The 23,542-nt window shown below is 45.3% G+C and carries 22 protein-coding genes and 1 tRNA gene; 7 read left to right on the top strand and 16 right to left on the bottom strand.

Translation table 11 applies throughout. The annotated features are described in order from the left end of the window. The 3 genes from ACYVE4_RS31230 to ACYVE4_RS31220 all read left to right on the top strand — a co-directional run bounded on the left by ACYVE4_RS31230 (position 1) and on the right by ACYVE4_RS31220 (position 4,609). Positions 1-1,653 carry a SusD/RagB family nutrient-binding outer membrane lipoprotein gene (locus tag ACYVE4_RS31230; protein ID WP_461044349.1) on the top strand — a complete coding sequence of 551 codons (1,653 nt, stop codon included), beginning with the start codon at positions 1-3 and terminating at the stop codon, positions 1,651-1,653. 187 nt (positions 1,654-1,840) lie between these two features. Further along, the gene (locus ACYVE4_RS31225; protein ID WP_461044348.1) at positions 1,841-3,109 is read left to right on the top strand and encodes a hypothetical protein; all 1,269 of its coding nucleotides are present in this window, start codon (positions 1,841-1,843) and stop codon (positions 3,107-3,109) included. A gap of 132 nt (positions 3,110-3,241) precedes the next feature. Next, entirely contained in the window at positions 3,242-4,609 is a 1,368-nt protein-coding gene (locus ACYVE4_RS31220) for a PhoPQ-activated pathogenicity-related family protein (protein ID WP_461044347.1), read from the top strand. An 81-nt stretch (positions 4,610-4,690) separates the two neighbouring features. Here the strand turns inward: ACYVE4_RS31220 and ACYVE4_RS31215 are convergent, their stop codons facing one another. The 3 genes from ACYVE4_RS31215 to ACYVE4_RS31205 all read right to left on the bottom strand — a co-directional run bounded on the left by ACYVE4_RS31215 (position 4,691) and on the right by ACYVE4_RS31205 (position 8,271). Then, positions 4,691-5,449 (bottom strand): succinate dehydrogenase/fumarate reductase iron-sulfur subunit, encoded by a 759-nt coding sequence (locus ACYVE4_RS31215; RefSeq protein WP_461044346.1) that lies wholly within the window; start codon positions 5,447-5,449, stop codon positions 4,691-4,693. Positions 5,450-5,555: 106 nt separating this feature from the next. Further along, a complete protein-coding gene (locus ACYVE4_RS31210) occupies positions 5,556-7,493 on the bottom strand; it encodes a fumarate reductase/succinate dehydrogenase flavoprotein subunit (RefSeq protein ID WP_461044345.1) in 1,938 nt (645 codons plus the stop codon). 82 nt (positions 7,494-7,575) lie between these two features. Further along, a complete protein-coding gene (locus ACYVE4_RS31205; RefSeq protein ID WP_461044344.1) occupies positions 7,576-8,271 on the bottom strand; it encodes a succinate dehydrogenase cytochrome b subunit in 696 nt (231 codons plus the stop codon). Between the two features lie 299 nt (positions 8,272-8,570). Between ACYVE4_RS31205 and fabD the strand changes: the two genes are divergently transcribed. Both fabD and ACYVE4_RS31195 read left to right on the top strand, forming a co-directional pair. Continuing rightward, on the top strand, positions 8,571-9,446 hold the full coding sequence (fabD, locus tag ACYVE4_RS31200) for an ACP S-malonyltransferase (RefSeq protein ID WP_461044343.1): 876 nt from the start codon (positions 8,571-8,573) through the stop codon (positions 9,444-9,446). Positions 9,447-9,572: 126 nt separating this feature from the next. Beyond that, positions 9,573-9,643 (top strand) — tRNA-Gln (locus ACYVE4_RS31195). Between the two features lie 216 nt (positions 9,644-9,859). Here ACYVE4_RS31195 and ACYVE4_RS31190 read toward each other — a convergent pair. After that, entirely contained in the window at positions 9,860-10,432 is a 573-nt protein-coding gene (locus tag ACYVE4_RS31190) for a hypothetical protein (protein WP_461044342.1), read from the bottom strand. A 176-nt stretch (positions 10,433-10,608) separates the two neighbouring features. On the opposite strand from ACYVE4_RS31190, the gene ACYVE4_RS31185 reads away from it, so the two are divergent. After that, positions 10,609-12,699 carry a tetratricopeptide repeat-containing sensor histidine kinase gene (locus tag ACYVE4_RS31185; RefSeq protein WP_461044341.1) on the top strand — a complete coding sequence of 697 codons (2,091 nt, stop codon included), beginning with the start codon at positions 10,609-10,611 and terminating at the stop codon, positions 12,697-12,699. Positions 12,700-12,737: 38 nt separating this feature from the next. Here ACYVE4_RS31185 and ACYVE4_RS31180 read toward each other — a convergent pair whose 3' ends face one another. The 11 genes from ACYVE4_RS31180 to ACYVE4_RS31130 all read right to left on the bottom strand — a co-directional run bounded on the left by ACYVE4_RS31180 (position 12,738) and on the right by ACYVE4_RS31130 (position 21,768). Then, on the bottom strand, positions 12,738-13,007 hold the full coding sequence (locus ACYVE4_RS31180) for a hypothetical protein (RefSeq protein WP_461044340.1): 270 nt from the start codon (positions 13,005-13,007) through the stop codon (positions 12,738-12,740). A gap of 672 nt (positions 13,008-13,679) precedes the next feature. After that, a complete protein-coding gene (locus tag ACYVE4_RS31175; protein WP_461044339.1) occupies positions 13,680-14,021 on the bottom strand; it encodes a LytR/AlgR family response regulator transcription factor in 342 nt (113 codons plus the stop codon). Positions 14,022-14,371: 350 nt separating this feature from the next. Continuing rightward, positions 14,372-14,494, bottom strand: a complete 123-nt coding sequence (locus ACYVE4_RS31170) for a hypothetical protein (RefSeq protein WP_461044338.1) — start codon at positions 14,492-14,494, stop codon at positions 14,372-14,374. A 225-nt stretch (positions 14,495-14,719) separates the two neighbouring features. Continuing rightward, a complete protein-coding gene (locus ACYVE4_RS31165) occupies positions 14,720-15,013 on the bottom strand; it encodes a hypothetical protein (protein ID WP_461044337.1) in 294 nt (97 codons plus the stop codon). Positions 15,014-15,150: 137 nt separating this feature from the next. Then, on the bottom strand, positions 15,151-15,690 hold the full coding sequence (locus ACYVE4_RS31160) for a hypothetical protein (protein WP_461044336.1): 540 nt from the start codon (positions 15,688-15,690) through the stop codon (positions 15,151-15,153). A gap of 22 nt (positions 15,691-15,712) precedes the next feature. Continuing rightward, positions 15,713-17,041 carry a serine hydrolase domain-containing protein gene (locus tag ACYVE4_RS31155; protein ID WP_461044335.1) on the bottom strand — a complete coding sequence of 443 codons (1,329 nt, stop codon included), beginning with the start codon at positions 17,039-17,041 and terminating at the stop codon, positions 15,713-15,715. Positions 17,042-17,197: 156 nt separating this feature from the next. Continuing rightward, positions 17,198-18,904: a serine hydrolase domain-containing protein gene (locus ACYVE4_RS31150; protein WP_461044334.1), complete on the bottom strand. Its 1,707-nt coding sequence runs from the start codon at positions 18,902-18,904 to the stop codon at positions 17,198-17,200. A gap of 146 nt (positions 18,905-19,050) precedes the next feature. After that, positions 19,051-20,295: a hypothetical protein gene (locus ACYVE4_RS31145; RefSeq protein ID WP_461044333.1), complete on the bottom strand. Its 1,245-nt coding sequence runs from the start codon at positions 20,293-20,295 to the stop codon at positions 19,051-19,053. Between the two features lie 11 nt (positions 20,296-20,306). Further along, positions 20,307-20,645: a potassium transporter KefB gene (locus ACYVE4_RS31140; RefSeq protein WP_461044332.1), complete on the bottom strand. Its 339-nt coding sequence runs from the start codon at positions 20,643-20,645 to the stop codon at positions 20,307-20,309. A gap of 197 nt (positions 20,646-20,842) precedes the next feature. Beyond that, positions 20,843-21,145, bottom strand: coding sequence for a winged helix-turn-helix domain-containing protein (locus tag ACYVE4_RS31135; RefSeq protein WP_461044331.1), 303 nt, complete (start codon positions 21,143-21,145; stop codon positions 20,843-20,845). Continuing rightward, positions 21,142-21,768 carry a hypothetical protein gene (locus tag ACYVE4_RS31130; protein WP_461044330.1) on the bottom strand — a complete coding sequence of 209 codons (627 nt, stop codon included), beginning with the start codon at positions 21,766-21,768 and terminating at the stop codon, positions 21,142-21,144. The genes ACYVE4_RS31135 and ACYVE4_RS31130 overlap by 4 nt, the downstream gene beginning before the upstream one ends. Before the next feature lie 333 nt (positions 21,769-22,101). Here ACYVE4_RS31130 and ACYVE4_RS31125 point away from each other — a divergent pair, with 333 nt between their 5' ends. After that, positions 22,102-22,653, top strand: coding sequence for an RNA polymerase sigma factor (locus ACYVE4_RS31125; protein WP_461044329.1), 552 nt, complete (start codon positions 22,102-22,104; stop codon positions 22,651-22,653). Between the two features lie 11 nt (positions 22,654-22,664). Here the strand turns inward: ACYVE4_RS31125 and murQ are convergent, their stop codons facing one another. Further along, a complete protein-coding gene (murQ, locus tag ACYVE4_RS31120) occupies positions 22,665-23,465 on the bottom strand; it encodes an N-acetylmuramic acid 6-phosphate etherase (protein ID WP_461044328.1) in 801 nt (266 codons plus the stop codon). Between the last annotated feature and the right edge of the window lie 77 nt (positions 23,466-23,542).

Here is a 23,542-nt window from a genome sequence, read left to right as displayed (position 1 = left end):
ATGAAAACTATACTAAAAAAGACCACAGTCGCCTTCGCTTTATCGGCTCTGTTTGTGCTTGGCTTGTTTGCCTGCAAAGACCTGAGCCAGTTGAACGTGAACCCCAACGGTGTTCAACCCGAAACCGTGAATCCGAATTTGGTTATGCCGACCGTATTGTCAGAGACAGCCAAACTATACACGAATCTTGGTTTTCAGGATATTGCCGGTGTCGTGCAACATACCCAGAAAGATGCCTGGTTCAGTGGCCATAACGATTACGATTGGGGTGGCGATCAAAGCTGGACACCTTATTACGACTTGCTCCGCAACAACGATTTGGTTTATCAACGTGCTGTTGCGCTGAACATGGAATTCCAGCAAGGTGTAGCACTGGTGATGAAGTCGATCCTATTTGGCCTGATTACAGATTTATGGGGTGATGCCCCTTATACCAACGCCTTGAAAGGTGAGCTGGGCGGCCTTGATGATATTGCGCCAAAATATGATAGTCAGGATGTTATTTATGCGGGTATTCTAGCTGACCTCGATAAAGCCAGTACACTGCTTTCGAAACCCAAAAGTGGTTATACCAGTATTGTCGAATCGGCTGATTTATACTACGCTGGCGATCCTACCAAATGGTTGAGACTGGCTAATTCGCTCAAACTCCGGTATCTGATGCGGATCTCGGCGAAACAGCCCGACGTAGCAAAAGCAGGTATTGAAAAAATTGTAGCCAGTCCGGCACAATTTCCCATTATCGACGATGCTTCCTTCGATGCAACGATGGCCTACGTCGGTAACAACTCAGGTGACGCCTGGCCTTCTAATTCAGTTTATGATATCAGCGGCAGTAACTATCGCCGGATTAAAATGTGTTCGACGTTGCTGAAGGCCATGCAGCCGACCAACGATCCTCGGCTGGCAATCTGGGCGAAAAAAGTAGAAATTCCCCTGAAAGTAGATGCGACATTACCGGCAGGAACAGACAAAATCGTTAGCGGTGTTCGTTACCTATCGCCTGATAAAGTTGGTACTACGCCTATCGATCAGGACCCAAATTACGTAGGCCTTCCACCAAGTGTATCGCAGTTGCCATCGGGCTATAACTTCAATCCAACACCTGGGCAAACCTCGGTCAATCCGCACGTATCCTATCTTAACGAAATCTATACGGCTGCGAAAGGAACGCTTCTGAAAGCTCGGCTTGTTTCGGCTGCTGAAGTGAACTTCATTCTGGCCGAAGCCGCTCAGCGGGGCTGGGCAGCGGGTGATGCAAAAACACGCTATGAAAATGGAGTAAAAGCGTCACTAACGGCCTGGGGATTAGCCAGCAGCTACGCTACGTTTATTGCGCAGAAAGGTGTAGCATACGACGGTACGCAGGCACAAATTCTGGGGCAGAAATGGATTGCAAGCTGGACCAGCGCAACCGAAGCCTGGTTCGATTATCGTCGTACAGGCTTACCCGCTCTACAGGCAGGCGCCACTGCGAAGCGTAAAGTTTTACCTCTTCGTTTTTACTACATGCGCGATGAGTTGAACCTGAACAAAACCAATTCAGGTACGGCCATTGAGAAGCTCGAAATCACCGCCAACTCTCAGGCCGACGGCAAAAACAGTCCCTGGTCGAAACAATGGCTCGTTCAGGGAACGGGTAAGCCCTGGTAAATTAATTTACGGTTGGCTGATGCGAGAAGCAGTTGTGTATCAGCTAACCGTAAACTATAAACCGTAGATGATTATGCTTTCCATGGACTGTGTCCTCACAGTCCATTTTTGCGTCAGCCAGCGTTGCCATCCGGTAGAATGGACTGTGAGGACACAGTCCATGGAAAATTTCAATCGAGCGAAAATCGTGAAACTCCTTCTTATTTTCCTAACGATTTTAGGTTCTTACTGCTCGTCATTCGCGCAAAGTTTTAAAGCGGGCGCGGCCGTACGGGTAATTACGCCTGATCCTTTATTGCCAGTTTTGGGAGGTATTGGTACGCCCAAAAAAGCGGTTGAGAAGAAAGGAGATTTGTATGTTAGGGCCTGCGTATTTGAGAAAGGGGCTACACGCGTTGCGATTGTTAGTGTTGATAATCTGGGATGGCCATCTGTATTAGGGAATAAATCGCGAGCCCTCATTAAAGGTATTTCACCCGAAAATATTCTGATTGGCTGTACGCATACGCATAGTGGCCCTGATGCCTACGGTTTCCCGAACGAAAAAGGAGAATCTTTTGCTGACTTGGCTTATTTAGATAAATGCGTGCATCAAATTGCTGATGCAGTCAATGAAGCGGTGACGAATCTAACGCCAGCTACTCTGAAAACGGCTGTTGGCGATGCGAAAGGACAAATTGCCTATAACTATTACGCTCCCGATTTATTCGATCCACGCTGTGGTGTTGTTCAGGCTTGGGCCACATCTGGCAAAAACGTGGGAAAACCCATTGTTACGTTAGTCAATTACGCCGTTCATCCCGAAATAATTGGTTCAGGCCGTGGCATACTCAGCCCTGATTTATGCGGTCCACTCTATGATCGAATCGAATCGAAAGTCGGTGGAATAGCCATGTTTGTGAATGGTGCGCAAGGCGGCATGGTAACGGCCGATAATCGGCGCGAAGGTGGCAAAGAAGCCAATACATGGGAAGAATGCATTCGCATCGGTGAACTACTAGCCGATGAAGCGCTACGGATTATTGGCCCTGCTGAAGCGCAGACAAATCCATCACTTTTCTGTACAGTCCGCAAGGTTACGTTTCCGATTGATTCGGACGTCATGAAATACATCGTCAAGAATTCACCGCTCAAATACGAAGTTGCCCCTGGCGATAAGGTAGTTGCTCAGGTCAATCTATTGAATATCGGTTCGGCGCAGATACTGACCATTCCAGGCGAAGCGTTACCCAATGTCGGCTATTATGTGAAACGGCATATGCACACCAAGGCACCGATGTTGTTTGGCCTGACCAACGATGCGTTCGGCTACATGCTCACCAAAGTAGATTTCAAGAGTTTCAAGCGTTATGACTACATCAGTCGAACCAGCCTTGGCGAAAACACCGCCGAAATTTACATGGACGAAGCCCTGAAATTAATTGCAGATTCGCCTAATGCAGATGGGTATAAGTAGCTCAATTTGTCATCCTGACGAAGGAAGGATCTTAAACTACCCTTACATGAGTGGTAGGAAACCATGAGATCCTTCCTTCGTCAGGATGACAAAAAAATTTTAAGGTCTTCAAGTAAACAATTCCAATACACAATGAAAAAGTACCTCCTCAAAACTGTAGCAATTGCTGGTTTCCTCTTTTCCTTATTTGCCTTCGATCTTCCTGAAAAAACGGATGGTATTACTCCATCAACGGCTTTGGAAAGCTACTTACACAACAACGATCAGTCGTTCAAGTGGGAAGTGAAAGACACTTATACCTATGGCGATATTACAGCGCACGAAGTTTTATTGACGTCGCAAAAATGGCGCGAGCACACCTGGAAACACCAGTTAACCGTACTCGTTCCGAAAGAAATTAAGCACGATGGCGCACTCCTATTTATAACAGGTGGTTCAATCAAAGATGGCGAACCTCGCTGGAACGGCCATGACGATAAATTCAATCGAGCAATCAGCACACTGGCGACTGCGAACAAAGCCATCGTCGCCGTACTTCGACAAACGCCCAATCAACCTTTATACGATAATCTGACCGAAGATGCGCTGATTTCGTATACATTACATCAGTTTAAAAAAGATGGTGATTACACCTGGCCGCTACTTTTTCCGATGGTAAAAAGTGCCGTTCGGGCGATGGATGCGGTACAAGAATTAGCGAAACAGCAACTAAATAAAGAGGTTAAAAACTTTGTCATATCGGGGGCTTCCAAGCGCGGCTGGACCACCTGGTTGACCGGTGCCAGTGATAAACGAGCGGTGGCCATTGCCCCAATGGTTATCGATATTCTGAACATGCCTGTCAATCTGGATTACCAAATGAAAATCTGGAATAAATACAGCGTCGAAATTGACGATTACGTTAAGCTGGGCATTCCCCAGAACACGCATAGTAAGGAAGGAATGGCTATTACCGAAATGATTGATCCTTATTCGTATCGCAAGAAATTAACCATGCCCAAAATGCTGTTCATGGGTACGAACGACCCCTATTGGACGGTCGACGCAGTGAAACATTACATCGGCCAGATTCCGGGCGAAAACTATATTCACTATGTTCCGAACGTTGGTCATGATTTGGGTGATAAACGGCAAGCGCTGGAAGCATTAAATGCCTTCTTCGGCACTACGCTCACTAAACAACCCTACCCAGCCTGCCAGTGGACTGTATCGACCACTAAAAAAGGCGTAGACCTGACCATCAAAACAACATCAGATAAGCTGGAAGACGTAACGGTCTGGTCGGCTAATTCGACCGATATGATTTTTCAGGACGAAAAATGGGAAGCAAAAAGCTTGGGTATCAAGAACAAAAGTACGATCGCTGTGAGCGAAGCTTTCCCTGCCTCAGGCTATCGGGCGTTTTACGTAGACTTGAAATACAAAGCGCCAACGGGTGGTACATATACCGAAAGCACACGCATGTTTATGACCGATAATGATGAAGCGTTTTTGAAGTAACAGTGCAAATCAGCCATAAAAAACCCGGTCTCTATTAAAGAGGCCGGGTTTTTTATGTGTAAGCTTGATTGATTAAATTAATCAGCCATTGACATTATCGGACGTCAATTTAGCGCCTAAATATTCCCGATTCAATCGGGCAATATGATCCAGCGAAATAGATTTAGGACATTCGACTGAGCAGGCACCTGTGAACGAACAGGCACCGAAACCTTCAGCATCCATCTGGGCAACCATACGCTCAGCGCGCTCTTTATGCTCTGATTTTCCTTGGGGTAAGATAGCCAGTTGCGACACTTTTGCCGAAACGAACAATATCGCCGACGCATTTTTACAGGCAGCAACGCAAGCGCCACAACCAATGCAGGCAGCCGCATCCATCGCTTCATCAGCAATACTCCGTGGAATCAGGATTTCGTTTGCATCGGGGGCTGATCCGGTATTGACCGATACATAGCCACCAGCTTGAATAATCCGGTCGAAAGCCAGACGATCGACCATCAAATCTTTGATGATTGGGAACGCCCGCGCCCGCCAGGGTTCGACAACGATGGTATCGCCATCATTGAACGAACGCATGTGCAATTGACAGGTCGTTGCGCCCGTTTGCGGTCCATGTGGGCGCCCGTTAATGTACATCGAACAGGTTCCGCAAATCCCTTCGCGACAATCGTGGTCGAAGGCAACGGGTTCTTCACCTTTCCGGGTCAGCGAATCGTTCAGTACGTCGAACATCTCCAGAAATGACATGTCTTCCGACACATTATCGAGTTGATATTCAACTAGCTTTCCGGCTGTGTTATTATTTTTCTGTCTCCAGACTTTTAGAGTGATTTTCATCTTACAAAAGTTGTAAGGTTATCAAAAGTTGTAGAGCTCTAGAGTTGTAAAGTTGATACGGGAGAACCAATTTATAACCTTACAACTATACAACTCTAGAACTTTTTTATTTATAACTACGCTGTGTCAGTTTCACGTTTTCAAACACCAATGGCTCTTTGTTCAGAAGCTCGGGTTTACCTTCTCCCTGATATTCCCAGGCGGCTACATAAGCATAATTCGCATCATCGCGCAGAGCCTCGCCATCAGGAGTCTGGTATTCCTCACGGAAGTGACCACCGCAGGATTCGTTACGGTTCAACGCATCGTCGACCATAAGTTCGCCTAACTCCATGAAGTCGGCGATACGCGATGCCTGCTCAAGTGCCTGATTCATTTCGTCGGCATCGCCCAATATCTTGGCGTTGGTCCAGAACTCTTTCTTTAGCGCCTGAATCTTTTCTTTGGCAATTGCCAATCCTTCAGCCGTGCGCGACATACCGCAGTATTCCCACATGATATGACCGAGTTCTTTATGCAGATCATCAACCGGACGCTGCCCCTTGATTGACATTAGTTTTTTAATCTGGTCCTGAACTTTCTGTTCGGCCTCTTTAAAGGCAGGAGAATCAACCGGGATTTTGTCCGCAGGACCAATTGTTGCCAGGTAATCGCCAATGGTGTACGGGATAACGAAATAACCATCTGCCAGACCCTGCATCAGGGCCGAAGCACCAAGTCGGTTAGCGCCGTGATCGGAGAAATTCGCTTCCCCAAGTGCATATAGCCCCGGAATCGTCGTCATCAGATTGTAATCGACCCACAAACCGCCCATCGTATAGTGAACGGCGGGGTAAATCATCATCGGCACCTCGTACGGATTTTCGCCGGTGATTTTTTCGTACATCTCGAACAAGTTACCGTATTTGGCCTCGATCGTTTTCTGTCCATCGCGCTTGATAGCATCAGCGAAATCCAGATATACAGCTAAGCCCGTTTTAGCAACCCCACGTCCTTCGTCGCACATATTTTTTGCGTTGCGGGACGCTACGTCACGCGGAACAAGGTTACCGAAAGACGGATATCGGCGTTCGAGGAAATAATCACGCTGATCTTCGGAAAGATCGTTGGGACTCATCTGCCCTTTCCGGATTTTCTCCGCGTCCTCTTTGCTCTTAGGCACCCATACCCGACCATCGTTTCGCAATGATTCGGACATCAGCGTTAGCTTCGACTGATAATGGCCCGATACGGGAATACAGGTTGGGTGAATTTGCGTAAAGCAAGGGTTGCCAAACACAGCTCCTTTTTTATGAGCTCGCCAGGCCGCCGTTACATTACACCCCATTGCGTTGGTAGACAGATAGAATACATTACCATAGCCACCAGTACAGAGCAGAACAGCGTGGCCCGAATGCGATTCTATCTTACCTGTAATCAGATTTCGTACCACAATACCGCGCGCTTTGCCACCTTCCACTACGAGGTCGAGCATTTCGGTACGTGTATAGAGTTTTACCTTGCCATTAGCTACCTGACGGCTCAGGGCTGAATAAGCCCCTAACAGCAATTGCTGCCCAGTTTGACCACGCGCATAAAATGTACGTGATACCTGCGATCCCCCAAATGAACGGTTCGCTAACGTACCGCCGTATTCGCGGGCAAACGGTACACCCTGCGCTACGCACTGATCAATGATGTTTACACTAACTTCTGCTAATCGGTGGACGTTTCCTTCGCGGGCGCGGTAATCACCACCTTTGATGGTGTCATAGAACAAACGGAATACACTATCACCGTCGTTCTGATAGTTTTTAGCGGCATTGATACCACCCTGAGCTGCAATCGAATGCGCCCGACGAGGGCTGTCCTGAAAGCAGAATGCTTTTACATTATAGCCTAACTCTGCCAGCGAAGCCGCTGCCGATGCACCAGCCAGCCCCGTACCAACTACAATAATATCGTATTTACGCTTATTGGCCGGATTGACCAGTTTCAGCGCAAACTTATGCCGTGCCCATTTTTCGGCTAAAGGACCTTCGGGGATTTTAGATTCCAGTTTCATTTTACTTTAAAGAGCGAAAGAGTGCAAGAGCGAAAGTGCGTTTAATAAGTGTATACAAATCACTCTTTCGCCCTTACACTCTTTAGATTATATGATGAACCTGCAAATACACGTAAATCGGCATAGCTGCGAAAGCTGCCGGAATGATAATAGCAAAGAAGTATTTACCCAGAAATTCAATAATGGGTGTATACTTTTTATGCCGAACACCCAGTGTCTGGAAACCACTCTGGAATCCATGCCATAGGTGATATCCAATCGCCACCATGCATAGCACATACAGAATCACATACCATAATTCGCCAAAAGCGACCTGTACAACGGTATATAAATCTTTATACTCTTTCCCATCATATTCAGCCATAGGCACCGATCCGAAGTGCATTTCGTACCAGAATGTACGCATGTGAATGATGATGAATAGCAATAGGATTGTACCCAGAATGCCCATATTACGCGATGACCAGGCACTGTTGGCCTCGGGTTTACTATAGGCATACTTTACAGGGCGCGATGCCTGGTTATGCCGTGTGAGGACTAAAGCCATCAGCGCATGTACCAGAATCGATGTGTAGAGCAAATAAGAGACGGTCATAATCAGCGGGTTGTGAGTCATGAAGTAGGTATACTCATTGAAAGCCCGTCCGCCGTCGCCCTTAAATAACTGGAGATTCCCAGCCACATGAACAATCAGAAATGAACATAAAAACAGTCCCGTCAGCGACATAATAACCTTTCGACCGAGGGAGCTGGATAGCGTTTGTGTTACCCAAGCCATAGGATGAACGACACGAAATTTTAGTGGTAAACGATTGAAAAAAAGCCGGTTTGAACGGCGCATCAAAACTAAAGCACAAACCCGATGGAAACAAGATTACACCCCTTTATCAGCCGTTTTGTGGCTTATTTACAGTCGGTATAAATTAGACTAAATCAACGGGCAGCTTCATAACCGTATGTTGTCGTTGATTGTTACTAAAGTTGACACATCCTCACTAAAATCATTTGAACAACCATAATTATCCTTCAATTTTGCAGCCCTTTGCGGTTTTATTCATTAATCGATAGACTTAACCAATGAAAGCATACGTATTTCCAGGTCAAGGTTCACAGTTTCGGGGTATGGGACAGGATCTCTACCAAAACTCTGAAGCTGCCCGTCAACTGTTCGATCAGGCCAACGAGGTGTTAGGCTACAAGCTGACCACCATTATGTTTGAAGGATCTGACGACGAGCTAAAACAAACGATATATACACAGCCTGCCGTTTTTCTGCACGGTGTTGTACTGGCAATGACAACCGATTCGTTTGCACCTGAAATGGTAGCTGGTCATTCCCTCGGTGAATTGTCGGCCTTAACGGCAGCAGGTGTCCTTTCTTTCGAAGACGGCTTGCGGCTGGCTTCTGTTCGGGCAACCGCGATGCAACGAGCCTGCGAAATTACACCATCGACAATGGCAGCGGTCCTGGGGTTGGCCGATGAGGTTATCGAAAAGATATGTGCTGAAATTACGGACGAGATTGTGGTACCCGCGAATTATAACTGCCCTGGCCAAGTTGTTATTTCAGGTAGTGCTGCGGGCATTCAACTCGCAGAGGAGCGACTGAAAGCTGAGGGCGCAAAACGAGTTGTACCACTGGCCGTTAGTGGTGCTTTCCATTCGCCATTTATGGAACCCGCCCAGACCGAATTTGCCGAAGCTGTCGAGCGGATGGCCTTTAATGCACCCCGCTGCCCAGTTTATCAAAATGTAAACGCCCAGGCTGTTACCGATCCTGCACTGATTAAAGCAAATTTGATTGCTCAACTTACATCACCAGTACGATGGACACAGTCTGTTGAACGTATGGTTGCTGATGGTGCCACGGAGTTTTTTGAATGCGGCCCTGGCAAAGTACTCCAGGGATTGGTGAAAAAGATTAGCCCAACCACCCCGATTGCTGGTATTTAAGCATTAGATAGAGGGTTGGAAATCAATCAGTAAGTTGGCTAGTCTACGAAAAAGTTACTTTTTTTGGATCACTACTTGTTTTTCACTCTCCTGATCAGTTATCTTTGCACTCGCAATTGCAAAAGCAGCCCGATAGTATAAGGGTAGTACGACAGATTTTGGTTCTGTTTGTCTAGGTTCGAATCCTGGTCGGGCTACTACAAAAACTCCTAATGATCTGCAGGTCAGAGAATTAGGAGTTTTTTGTTTTTATTCGTGTACCGAATGTGCTATTAATCATATTTCGCTGCATCATTAAGTAGTACAAGCCAGTCCCTTATTTGCCAGTTGGCTGATTCTCTCGGGGAAGCTGATGGAATTGGTCATGGCGCTTGCTACGCTGGCGATTAACTTTCTGTACATCACTAGTCTACTCACTGATCGTTTTTTCCTAACATCCGCTCCTGACACTTCTTTAATTCTACTATCGAGCGTTCTTTGCCTTCAAACGAACCGTATTCAATGTTCAGGTCGGCATGGTCACGCTGGATAAGATGAATATAGGTTTTGTCTCCAATCCACTTGTAGGTTACGTATTTTATACCTGCCTCCGCTTTTCGCTCTTCGATAGGCTCGCCGTATTCCGACCGAAGAATTTTATGGAGTTTACCACTAACCGGATATTCGTAGCGTGTATGTAACATGACTCGATATAAACGATCATTAACGAACTCAAGCTCAACAGTATCGAGACTAATTGAACTAATCGTCTTATACGGCTCCGATGAAATAGCAAACTTTTTGATTGCTATACACGGATTGTCTGGTGCTGGCTTAAGTTCCACTAATTTTTGTAGAGAGTCATAAGTTGCATCCAGTTTTAAGTTTTTATACCCTCCCTGAGTATCAACGGCAATGTTTGGCCCTTTTTTGATGGGTGTACAGGCGTAAATAAACGCCATAGCAGCAATGAATAAGGCAATAACGAAAAGGGTAATGGGTTGCATACAAGTGATTGGATAAAGCCCGAAACTACCATCTTTTTTACAATCAATTCGCTACCGTTCAATAAGTTGATTATAGCAGGAGGGCTTTGGACAATATGCCAACTTTCTTCTATATTACTACCAAAAGGGCAAGTTCGCCAGAGTTGATTATGCACAGTTTCGTAAGCCGTTTACTCATGCTTCATGTCTATGTTCGGTGGATTACTTCGTCGTTAAAAAGCATCTTTAGGCAGAGCTGGCTTCTTTGGGGGTTTGGCTATTGGCTACCTCTTCATGCTCAACCGATTGACTCGCTACAAAAACAACTTCGAACGGCTCCCTCAGATACTAACCGTGTGCATATTTTATATGAACTGAGTCAGGCTTACTGGCTTGGCGGAGATGATTCTCTCGCTATCTTATATGGTATGCAATCGGCAACCCTGGCTAAAAAACTAGGATATTTACGGGGAGAAGGAAAGGCTCGACTACGACTTGTCCGGATTGAAGCCGACCGATTACTTGACGTCCCGTCAGCCTATGCGCAGTTGGATACGATACATAGAATCGCGGCAAAGCTAAAAGACAGGCACATGGAGGCTGAAGCTTATATCCGCAAAGCGCAGCTTCTGGGAGATAACCTAACCAGACAAAAAGAAATTCTCCCCCTTTTAGACAAAGCCAATGGCATCTTTATCGCTCTGGGAGACAAAGCCTGGCAAGGAACCGTATACAACGAAAAAGCCCAGATTTTCGCCCGCAGTGGCCAGTTCAGCAAAGCCGTTGAATTTTATCTGAAAGCAAGGCAGCTTCAGGAACAAGCCAATGACCTGTCGGGATTGCGTTCGACTTTACCGAATCTTGGCGTTGTGTATTCAGCATTAGGCATGCATAAGGAAGCGTTGGCCTTATTTAATCAGGCAACCAAAGTTGCGCAAAAAAGGAATGACAAAACCCTGGAAGCATTCCTGCTAAATCAGCAGGCAGATATTTTTGAAAAAGAAGGAAAATATGATGCAGCTCTAAACGCACTGACAAAGGCCGAAACGATTAACAAAGCGATCCATGCGATTTATGGTCTCCCAAAGGTGTATGCCCGAATGGGAAGGCTTTATATTAAGCGTAACGAATACGAAAAAGCGCTCAAATCCACTCAATTGGGTGATAAATTATATCGCGACGCCGTTGATTACGAGCAATTTCTTGATCACCTGGTTCAGGTTAACTACGGCAAAATCTATTTAGCCAAAAAACAATATCCACAGGTGATCGCCTACGCAACAAAAGGCCTGGAGTGGGCGCAAGAATCGGACCCGCCTTTATTGGCCGAAACAGCAGACTATCATCAGCTTCTAGCTAATGCCTACGAGGGTACTGGTCAGACTATGAAGGCTTTACAGCATTATAAGCAATTTAAAGCCGTTTCGGATTCACTCCTTAATAAAGAATCATTGTTAAAAGCCACAGCCTCTGCCATGAATTATGATTTCGATAAGCAGCGACAGGCGAATCAATTAGCCTTACAAACACTCAAGAGTGATAAGCTCACCCAGGCCCGCAATTTTCTGATTGGCTTAGCTGCCCTGGCAATTTTACTGGCAGCAATCATTTTCTGGTCGAATCAGAAGCTCAAGACTAAAAATAAAGAGCTGACGGTCAAAAATAAGGAAATCGAGGAAGCGCTTTTTAAAGGCCAAACTATTGAACGAAAACGAGTTGCTTCCGAACTTCATGACAACCTGAATACCAAACTGACAGCGTTACGCTGGCGAATAGAGGCCTGGGATGTAGGCGATTACAGCCCGGCCGATCGTAAGTTACACGGCGATATCATTCAGATGCTGGAAGAGGTTTATTCAGATGTCCGGCTGATTTCCCATAACCTGCTGCCTACCGAATTACAAAGTCAGGGATTAATTCCGGCGTTACAAAAATTAACGGATAAGCTCAATTTTAATCCCAATATAGAGTTCCGGCTTGATGTAAAGGATTGGGAAAACCGCCCCAGTTCAGTCATTGAATTTGAATTATATAACGTAATTCTGGAGTTGATTAATAATAGCATCAAACATTCTCAGGCCAACCGGGTAGTGCTGAGCCTGACCCAAAACACCCAAAACTTATTACTGTCGGTGAGTGATAACGGAGTTGGCTTCGCAAGTAATCGGCAGGGCAATGGAATCGGTATGCGTAATATTATTGCCCGCGTAGATACATTGGCGGGCAAATGCAAGATAGAGAGTTCACCTGGCAACGGAACTAGAGTAGCCATAGAAGTCCCTGCTTAGAGCCAGATAGTATTCTGTCAAGTAAGACTAAAATAGTACTAGGGCAGGAAAGACAACGCTTCGCATACCTTGCGCTTGGCTGCAGCCAACATATGCTTATTACCCGTACTACTATACTCCACTACATCTAACCAGACGTGACGACTCACCAGCGCGCAGGCAATATTAGCTCCTTTGGGCTTTTCCTGTTCTCGTTTGAAGCGTTCCAGCGTGTTCCGGAGTTCAGACAGGCAGGCAAGTGCCTCATCAGGGGAAGATAGGCCGTCAAAACGGGCGCAAAGCTCATACACATCATCCAGTGTTGTCATAGGCATGAATTAGGCTCAGAAATGTGAGCCTAACACCCTACTGCTACTAGCACTTTTTGCGCCAAACGTATTCGAGAATAGAAGTTCGTTGTAACGCATTTGTAAAACGATTCCTCGTTTCCATCGAAGCCACACTCGGCCCCAACCGGTAGCTCTTTTAAGGTCTGACTGAAATTCAGCAACGACCTGCCGTCTCATTTTATACGAGATCGCTGGCTGTTTGTTTATTGAGTGTATTAAGCCTGTTTGCATATTCCCCCTCCTGACTGCATAGGGTAAAACTAGTGGATTTAGTTGAAAGTCAAGACCTTTCTTTAACCTACTCAATCCTACGCTTACACGGATACGGATGGTGACATTCACTCTAATAACCAGAGATTTTATTTAATTCGACGACATGTATGCCAATTGGCAATAGTTTGGGAGCTTTAGCCAGTTTTTCAGCGAGTATTGCTGTAGATACCAGCCGGAATTTCCCAATCAGCCCAGGCATGAACATAATGCACTGCTCAAAGTCGATACTAGGAATTTTTGCTTCGAGCTTACCCTCCATTCTGGAATAGAATAGATTGCCTGACGCCGAGGCATTATACACAGATACCAAAACGGCCTTAACTATTGGGGGAATTCTACCTTATTAAATAGCTGCCTCAGTAAGGATTCTTTGCGAGGTTAACCAAGACATGGTTTAAAGGAGGCTAATGCCGGCCCCAGGCGCCGGGTCTGTCGACGTGATATCGTTAGCTGTCTATCTTTCGAAAGCTCAACAAACGGACTGGAAACAGATCGGATGCGATAATTAATGATATGAGTAGGATTGACTAAAATTCCTTTATGAATCCGCAAAAACTGCGGTAGCCGTTCTTCAAACCTTTTTAACGTGCTCGCCACCAGCATTGGCTTTTGCCCCATCAGGTGAACTCGGGTATAATTTCCTACGGCTTCCAGATATTCGATAGAAGGAATGGTAATGGTTCGTTTGGTTGTGAAATGAGGCAATTGTAAGGTATCCATTAGATATAGTGTTGTTTTATGAATAGAGAGTTCATTATTCATAAACAAAACTAACCACTCCCTCATAGTACCAGTGGCTGAATTGGATGAACTGGTAAAAAGTGGTTATGAAGTGAGTCTTTTGCCAAAAATTAAGGTATTGGTCCCAACTGAAAGTGAGTCAGCTAGATGAGGATTATTAACAGGACACGGGTCCTGAGAACCAGGAAGGGGAGTAATTAATGGTAAACTTTGAGGAGCAGGCAATTACCCTTTACATACATGTATGCATCTGTAAATAGTGACGCAATGCCTAGCGCTTTTGCACTAAAATTAACAATGCCAGAAGTAAATATCTAACAATAAGCCACTTATAGATTAAGTACTTGTAAAATCAGCCGAAGAAAGACAGAGAATATACCCGTTGCGATGCCAATAACTAATGTCCAGGGGCCGGGAAGAAAGTCAAGCAGAGTAAGGTGCGGTCGTTTCATGAGTATTATTTGGATAGTGCTATAAATACTTCCATTAATACTCTTCTAACGAACAAAACAGAAAAATGTTTACTTGACTGCTATTTCCTAAGTCGACTGATAATCAAGGATATCATTGTAGAAATAATTGATAGAAAAAATAGGCAAGTGGTCAGCCAGGGGAAATGGACCTGAATCGTAATTACACCAGAAAACGATTGAATCAAATCGATAGACAAATCAGATTCAGGGATGTTTAGGTTCATCGCGCATCAACCGGAGGGGCGGTTCTGGACGATGTTTGGTTGACTGGCTGAATCCAATTCGGATAAACCGAGTTCCGCACCCCTCGCAGAAATAGGCTTTGGCGAACGGAATATGCCGGAGCCACCCTTTTCGGCTCCGGCGCTCTACATCTATATCATGGCAAATGGGACAACGACGAGCGAAGGCAATCTGGCGGAACCAATACAGTAATAAACCTCCTGCAAAAACAGCAAAGGCAAACATAATGGTAAACAGCACGAGCTCTTTATTCATGACGATTGACGGGAAGGTGATGAGCCACCTACTGCAATAATCTTGCCTTTTCACGATCTATAAACTAAGAATTATAAATCTATCGAAACGACTAAGTCATGTGTCTGCCGTTGTAATGGCTATTCAAGCTGTTGATATCACATCTGGTCCTTTGTGCTCATACCCGCGCGTTGAAACAATAATGCTGACCCCATAAATAACATGGCAAAGAATACATGAAGGCCAAATACGGCAACCACACCGTTAGAAAAAGCAGGCGTTCCAATGATCAGTGCAATCGCAGGAACCAGGGCCATTGCGAACGCCGTCGCAAACAATGCGCGTGACATACCCAGTGGCTCTACGTGTGCGATGATGGCCCCAGCAAGTCCAATCAGAAGTACTCCGAAATACATCATATTGGCAGGATCATCTCCAAGAATGCCGCCGACAGCAACATTCATCCAGACAAGGCCGAATATAGTGGCAAGCGCCAATACAACGGCGAATCGGTACATTTTACTGTTCATTTTCCCCGTTACTGCCAATTCATAGAGGAGATAGAGTCCACCAAGTAGCAGGATAATGCCCAAAACCAAAGCCCCCGGTTTCCAATGCCAACTGGCAAGCAATGTCAATACTAAGGGAATCAGTAATGTGAGACCTGCCCCAACAGCAATACGAGTACTCGCTTTCATCAGGATATATGAGTTATGATCGTTAGTTGTCCTTAGTAAAAGTCCGCTCTCCACCGTTCCGTTTGATAGTCATCTGGCTTTTGGCAACATCGAATTCAATAACGATGCCCCCCGCAGTGCCGTTATCAATTTTGAATTTATCCTGTGCCGTTGCTTCGAGCGGCCAGGCCGATTGTGCACCAGGTGGCCGCGCGTAGAGTGTGGCACCGTCTCGGGTAATTGTAAATTTCGCAGGGGCACCAGAGAACGAATAAGTACCAACATATTTGTCCAGTATATCCTGGCTGATAGCCATTGATTCGAAGGTGGGAATCTGAAACGGTTTATGGTAGTAGATGTCGACAACACCGCCTAAAATATCCTTCACCGGATACACCTTTGCGTTTGTCGTGTAGGCAATCGCCAACTTTTCTTCCGGCAGGTAAGATACCCACGCTCCGTAATTGTCAGCTCCGCCCGTGTGCCCGTAGAAAGTTTTTCCCGCAAATGGAAAGGTCACCATGCCAAATCCTTCGCCGTCTCTCTCCGTTTTCATCATTGTAAGACTCTCCTGAGAAATCAGTTTTCCATCGAACAACGCCTTGATGAATGTAGTCAGATCGGCTGGTGTCGAAACAATTGCTCCCGCGCCAAAGAGGATGCTGGGATGGGTTTCGGGTACTTGTTTCCAGTCGCCACCGGGAAGTGCAAAATAGGTAAGGCTTTCATTCTTGGTTACATCAATGTTCCCGGTCGCGGTATAGGTATCCTTAAGACCAATCTTTGCCGTAATTCTCTGTTTGAGGGATTCCTCATAGGATTTTCCGGTTACCTTTTCAAGAATAAGACCCAATACGAAATAGCCGGAGTTACTGTAAAGCGATTTTGTATCCGGCTCGAAATCGGGGGTGGCTTTGACGATAAGGGCGAGGTGTTCATCTTTCGTCATTGGAATCGTGTTCGCTGCCCCCTGAGCATTCTGCTCGCGCTTTATATTCGGGATGCCACTTCTATGCCCAAGTATCTGAGCAATAGTGATTTTAGAGGCATTTGGGATCTGTGGAATGAACTGGTCAAGCTTGTCGGTAAGTTTTAATTTCCCCTCGTCAATCAGTTGCAGGATCATCGTCGCCGTGAACGTTTTTGTGATCGAACCGATCCGGTATCGGCTTGCCGCAGTTAATGGTTTTTTTTCGGCTCCATTGATTTGCGCGTAGCCTATCGAGCGGCTATAAAGGATCTTGCCATCTTTAGCGATAACCAGACTACCCATCGCCTTATTTTTCTCGGCAAGTCGATCGAAAAACTGATCGAGTTTCGCCTTAGCAAGCATCTGTGCGTATCCTGAAAGAGAGAATACGAAACTGAGCATAACCGCAACTAGTATTCTGACTTTCCATAGCTTACCTAAGCCTTGAATACGAAATTCCGTAGCTATTTTGTTACTGACATGGGGCTTCATATTGATTTTAGATTTGATTTAGCTGAATAGGTGAGGCCATTCGTTTTAGGCGAGAAACGACCTTTGCTAACGACTGCGAGTGAATCGAATGTTGCGGAGTAATGGATTACTATAGTCGAGAGCCACAACTTCGCCGGCCTTATTACGAAGAAAATGTAAGGTTAACCCTCCTAATTGAAACGTATCCTGATCGATCGGTTTAAAAGGCAAACCCTCGCCCGGCACATCGTTTGCCCGACCCTTCAAAACGTCTTTTTCGGGCGACAGATCAAAGAACGCATCCATCTCGTCGCTCTGATATCGGCCAGCAAAGGCCTTCAGATCGTCTGCAGTAGGGTTATAGGGCTGGGCCCGATGATACCGGGTTAGTTGGTCCTCCATCGATTTCAGATCGAATTGATCTGGCGAAACAAAGTACAGCTCGAACGCATCCTGCGACATGAACCAGACTGAATTCCCCCAACGACGATAATGATCCTTACTGATCGGTATTAGGCCAGGTCCGCCTGCAATACGAAACCGATCTCGGTCTACCGCCAGACGTATTGATTCCCCGGTCCGTTCGTTGATGAATTGTCCTGCCTTGCTATTTACGCCCGCCAGTGCTTCACCAGTGATTGTGGGCGGTGGACCAGCCTCAACCTCCGGAGCAGTTGTAGTGGGCAGAAATCGGTCGGCAACCCGGTGTCCGAGTGTCGTTGCCGCGATAGCATCCGAATTACAGAGAATGACAATTGAAAGGCCTTGCTCTGGATAACGACCCAGCCATGAATGGTAACCAGCCGCACCACCAGAATGCCATATTTCTCTAAAGCCGCGATAGGAATCTACCAACAAACCACGGGCGTAGCTTAGCTTCCTGCCATTGTTTAGCCTTGCTGATTCCTGAAGTTTTTCGCTAACAAACTGGCCAAGACGATTATTGGTGAGTGCTTCGTTCCAGATTACCAGATCGCCTGCGGTGCTCAGAATAGCCCCTGCCCCACCGCGATCGTTACCAAGCAGCATGTCTACTTTCCATTGGTTCCCTTCTTTTTTATAGGCAAGAGCCCGATTCTTGACGGCTGTGTGTAAATCGTCAACGTATGTCGTCTTCATCCCAAGCGGCTCAAACAGACGCTTGTGTAAAAATTCAGAGAACGACATCTTACTCACACGCGCAACTATCTCCGTCAGTAATACATAGCCACTGTTCGAGTATGACCATTCTTCACCTGGCACGAAATTGAGTCCTTTCTGACGTAGAATCAGCGTCAATACATCGGGTTTTCCTTTTGCCAATGGTAATAATCCTGTCCAGTCACGAATACCACTCGTATGCGTCAGCAAGTGATCCACCGTGATTTTATGCCCATAGTCAGAAAGCTCTGGAATGTACTTACGAACATCGTCGGAAAGGGAAAGGCGCTTTTCGTTAGCGAGCAGGAGGACGGCCGCAGCAATAAATTGTTTCCTTGTTGACCCAATATCGAAAACAGTTTCTGAGTTTACTGGAACGCTGTGCTCAAGGTCAGCAGAACCATAAGATTGGTTCAAAACGACTTTTCCATTCTGGGCGACCGCGCATACACACCCAGGTGTAGCCGACGTTGCCCAAGCAAAGACTTTGTCAATTTCGCCCGTTTTATCCTGCGAATAAGCGGTCGTCGACCAAAGTAAGGTAATCATTACAGCACGGAGCCAAAGAAACAAGGCGATCCGTTTGGAGAAAAAATAGCTTTTGAAATCAGCGATGATTTTTAGTCTTATAACTGGATATTGTGCAGAATACATGACAATTTGATTAATAGATTTAGCGAAAAATCCACTTTGAAATTCAAAGTATGGAGATAAAAAAAATAGGTAAACCAGGCTGTGTTATGTAGCATTAATAGCCCCCAGTAATAAAGTAGAGGAATCAGGGATTACCTTTTCTCTATTTATTTGAATCCAAATAGAAACGGAAACAGGAACGTCACGATAATGGCCCACAACACATAAACCGGCAGGTAATAAGCAATAGCTTTTCCAACCTCATTTATAGTTGCTCGCTTCGAAAGAACTTTAAACAGTTTTGCGGTTACCAACAGAAGATTGATCAGAATTAACACATTGCTACCCAGCACAGCAAGTCGGTTAGGTGTAATACCCCACTCTGAAATTCGGAATAAGATGGCCGATAGCGCGATACCATTAACCAGTATAGTCAGCACAGACAGCAAAGCGAGTATCCATACTTCAGGCAGGCTTTTAACTGTTTTGGATGTTTCGGCAACAGAGAAGAAAATGATAGCCATCACACCAACCAATAAGGCATTGAACATCAGCAAAAACTCACGATCGTTGTAAGGGTCCTTACCCGAATAGATAATCGCTACAAGGTAAATAGCCAGCATGACTAGTACCAGCGGACTAAAGAGCTTCGCAATTACCGGCGATACTTTCCCAACTAACTGCGGATTTGCCTGCGTAAGGTAGGTTCCGACAATAGGAGCCGCCGGAAGACCAAAAACGACAATGTTTTCAACGTAGAAAGTCCTGATATCCAGGCCAATAAGTTGAAAAAGCCCTACCGTTATACCCGTCATAATTCCGCCTGCAATCAGAATAAGCCCTGTCATAACGACCAGGTCACCATTGTATCGTAAATAACCAAGCCGCTTTTCTTCAGTATGTCGGGTATCGCCAACAAAAGCAAAGCCTAACACCGACCAGAGAAACAAGGCTAAATGGATGCAGGATAAAACTAAGGTGTCGCTTTTCTTATTATTGGGAAGAAAATTGATAAACACTATCCCAACGAGGATTGCGCCAACGATCAAAGCAATGCTCCGGGTCGATGCGTTGTTCTTCCAGGCAAAGTAGGCTGATAGCGCCGGAAAAACGATAAAACCAATATTTCTGGAGTAGAAAAACTCCTGATCTATACCCAAAAATGCAGGTAACTTGGCAATAATCCCTGCCACGAACACCGCAATGATCACAAAGCGTAATTCCCGGCTTGTGCCCCAGCTCAGTTCATCACTTTCATAGCTTAAACGTTCATTCCAGAAATCAGCCAATGAGTTTCCTTTCAGTTCTGGATATAGGGCATTGAACGCTCGTTTAAAGGGTGCTTTGTTGGCTCGATATAGCTTTTCGAGTTGCCCAGGCTCGTTTATATGGGCGAGTATCTCGTTTTTCATGAAAGTACTGTTTAATTCCACAAGGTGCCGTTCAATCCCAAAACAAATCCAAGCCATAAGCCCACGATAAACACGAGCGCGCTGACTATCGTAGCCAATAGTCTATTTACCCCGATTCGGTCGCTATAATTGAGAATGAAGTAATTACATAACCCTCCCATTGCTCCGGCGAAAGCAACAACGATCAATGGTCTGATCATCCAAAGGGTTCCCCATTCGGGTTTAGGGTTTCTTACCCCAATTAGAAAAAGTGAAATCAGCAGGAAAGCAATTCCTGCGCCCACCAGCATTCTCTTCCTTAGTGACGCTGAGTGAATAGGCTGTTCTGGTAAGTTGGTTCTCTGTGTCATGGTCATTTTATTTTAAGCGTTATAAATTGTTTGTTCTAAGAATGAGCTCGTGCACTTTGAAATGCAAAGTGCACGAGCAAAAAAATAGTCATTACCCTACTAAACTACATTATAAACTTCTCTGGTACAGATATATACCTCGTTGTGGTCATTGGAAATCGATTGGACTTTTTCTTTCATAATATAGTAGCTTTAGCTTAATCGGAGACTCCTTTAATTAATTTTTCCAGGGCATTTAGGTGATCGCTGAATGCTTTTCGTCCAAGTTCCGTCGAAGCATAATTTGTGTTCGATTTTTTGTCAACAAATGATTTTTCCACCCGAATGAATTCTTCTTTTTCCAATGCTTTCAGATGACTTGCCAGATTGCCATCTGTTACATCAAGAAATTCCTTGAGTGAATTAAAATCAAGCGCGTTATTAACAGCCAGAGCTGCCATAATACCGAGCTTGATTCTGCTTTCAAATGCTTTATGTAAACCATTGATGGATATCTTCACCGTTCGTATCGGAAATGCATATAAATACCATACATAATATGGGCAATGCCAAAGCCTAAAGCCCAACATAGTAATCCGTACTCCACGAAGTAAGTGCTGAATAAGCCCAACCCAATCTGGATGAGTCCTAAGCTTCTCACTTCTTCATACGTAAACTGACTGGCATTATAGACAGCCAATCCGTAGAAGAGCAAGGTAAACGGGGCCATTAAGCCAACCAACCCTTTAGCAATCAAAATAAGAATCACCACTCCACCAACAACTAACGGAATAGTCATATTGATCACAAGTCGCTTAACGATAGCATTCCAAAGCTTCTCCCCTCGTTTATTCGCTTTTCTACTAGACAGGATAACCGTAGTGCTGATCGCTAAAAACAAGATTATACTGGCCAATAAAACGATTGTTGATAAGCCAGAAACGTCGCTTCCCAATTGGCCGCCCGTGTAAACGATTTCATCGGGATTAAAGTCGAAAACAGCGTAGGCGATATAAGCGCCTACTAATGCATACAGGCCTGCCATAATGCCTGCCCAGCCCGCAAGCGACAGAAATTTGGAAGACCGCTCCATTATGGAACGTATCTGGGCTATATCCCGAATATAATCCTGCTCTTCTTTCATTTAAAAGCACTTTGAATTTCAAAGTAAACGTAGAAATGAATCTTGTGCAAGCATTGTCGGAAAAATTTTATTGCTGATTTATTATAGAAACAAAAATCCAGCTTTAATGACGGGCCAATTCATATTGATCGAATTTCCACAAGATCTCAACAAATCAGTACTCTTACCAATTGGTAATATTTGATCACCACCCTGCTACCACAAAATATATATAACTACACCATCTAGTAGATTTATAGACTATTGAGCTACTCAAAAGCCTAATTTTGACTATAATAGCCGAAGTCAGGTTCACTTTGTACAGTGAAACTTGATCCTCCCATACTCATAAATATGAACTCAACTATGGACGACGAAGAACTTGTTGGTAGTGATTATGAACAGAGTTTGCTGGATCAAAGATTCGAGGCTCTTTACAAACGCTACTCAAATAGAGTCTACAAGTGGTGCCTTTCGATGATCAAAGACACTGATCTGGCTCATGACTTTACTCAAGATATTTTTCTGAAAGTTTTTGAGAAAAAGGGGGCATTCAAACAAAAATCCAGTCTTTCAACCTGGCTTTATTCCGTTACATACAATTACTGTGCGGATCAACTTCGCCTAGCCCGACGTCTTCATACGACACCTCTGGAAGATAATGCCGCTGATTATATAGCCGACACGGTAGACAGTCAGCTAAAGGAGGAAGCCTGGCAGGCTATTAGCTTGGTATTAACCAAACTTACTCCAGAAGAACGCGCGATCCTGAAGTTGAAATACGAGGATAATTTGAGCGTTGAGGAAATTGGTGCGCGCTGCGATCTTAAAACGAGTGCCGTTAAAATGCGACTCAAGCGTAGCCGTGATAAATTGTATCAATTATATATCGGCTACGTCGTTTAGCAAACAACACTTCATTTTTTATAGCCAGTAATAGCGCCACGTACATTGCCAAACTGCTTGAGCAATGCTTCGGCTTCTTCACGATCTACACCGATTTCGCTCATCACCATTTTAGCTGCCCGATCCTGCAATTTGATGTTTGTCAGTTGCATATCTACCATTTTGTTGCCTTTTACCCGACCCAGCTGAATCATCACCGAGGTCGAAATCATATTCAACACCAGTTTCTGAGCCGTACCTGCTTTCATACGTGTACTTCCGGTCACAAACTCTGGCCCTACAACTACTTCTACGGGAAATTCAGCCGCTTTTGCAACAGCAGAACCTTCGTTACAAACGATACAGCCTGTTAGCAAGCCCGCTTTTCGAGCTTGATCCAAACCACCAATGACATAAGGCGTTCGGCCAGAAGCGGCAATCCCAATAACCGTGTCATGTTCGTCGGGCTGATAGGGAGCGATGTCTTTCCAGGCTTGTTCGGCATCGTCTTCGGCAAATTCAACGGCTTTTCGGATTGCTCCATCACCACCAGCCATTAAGCCAATGACTAGATCGTGAGGCACACCATACGTAGGTGGACATTCCGATGCGTCCACTACGCCTAATCGCCCGCTTGTACCGGCACCTATATAGATCAATCGCCCCCCTTCTTTCATCCGTTTTACGATCTCACTAACTAACGCTTCAATCTGCGGAATCGCTTTTTCCACGGCCAGCGGAACGGTTTTATCTTCCTTATTGATATTCGTCAGCAAGTCGTGGATCGACATTTGCTCCAGATGATCGTAATGGGATGTTGTTTCAGTAGTCATACACCAAAAGTAACACTCACTCAATTTAACTGACAAATAATTCGATTTTTCTTGCCTTTACGAAAAACATGGTTTTT

This window comes from Spirosoma harenae, assembly GCF_054776975.1.
This window is presented reverse-complemented; position numbering and strand designations above follow the sequence as displayed.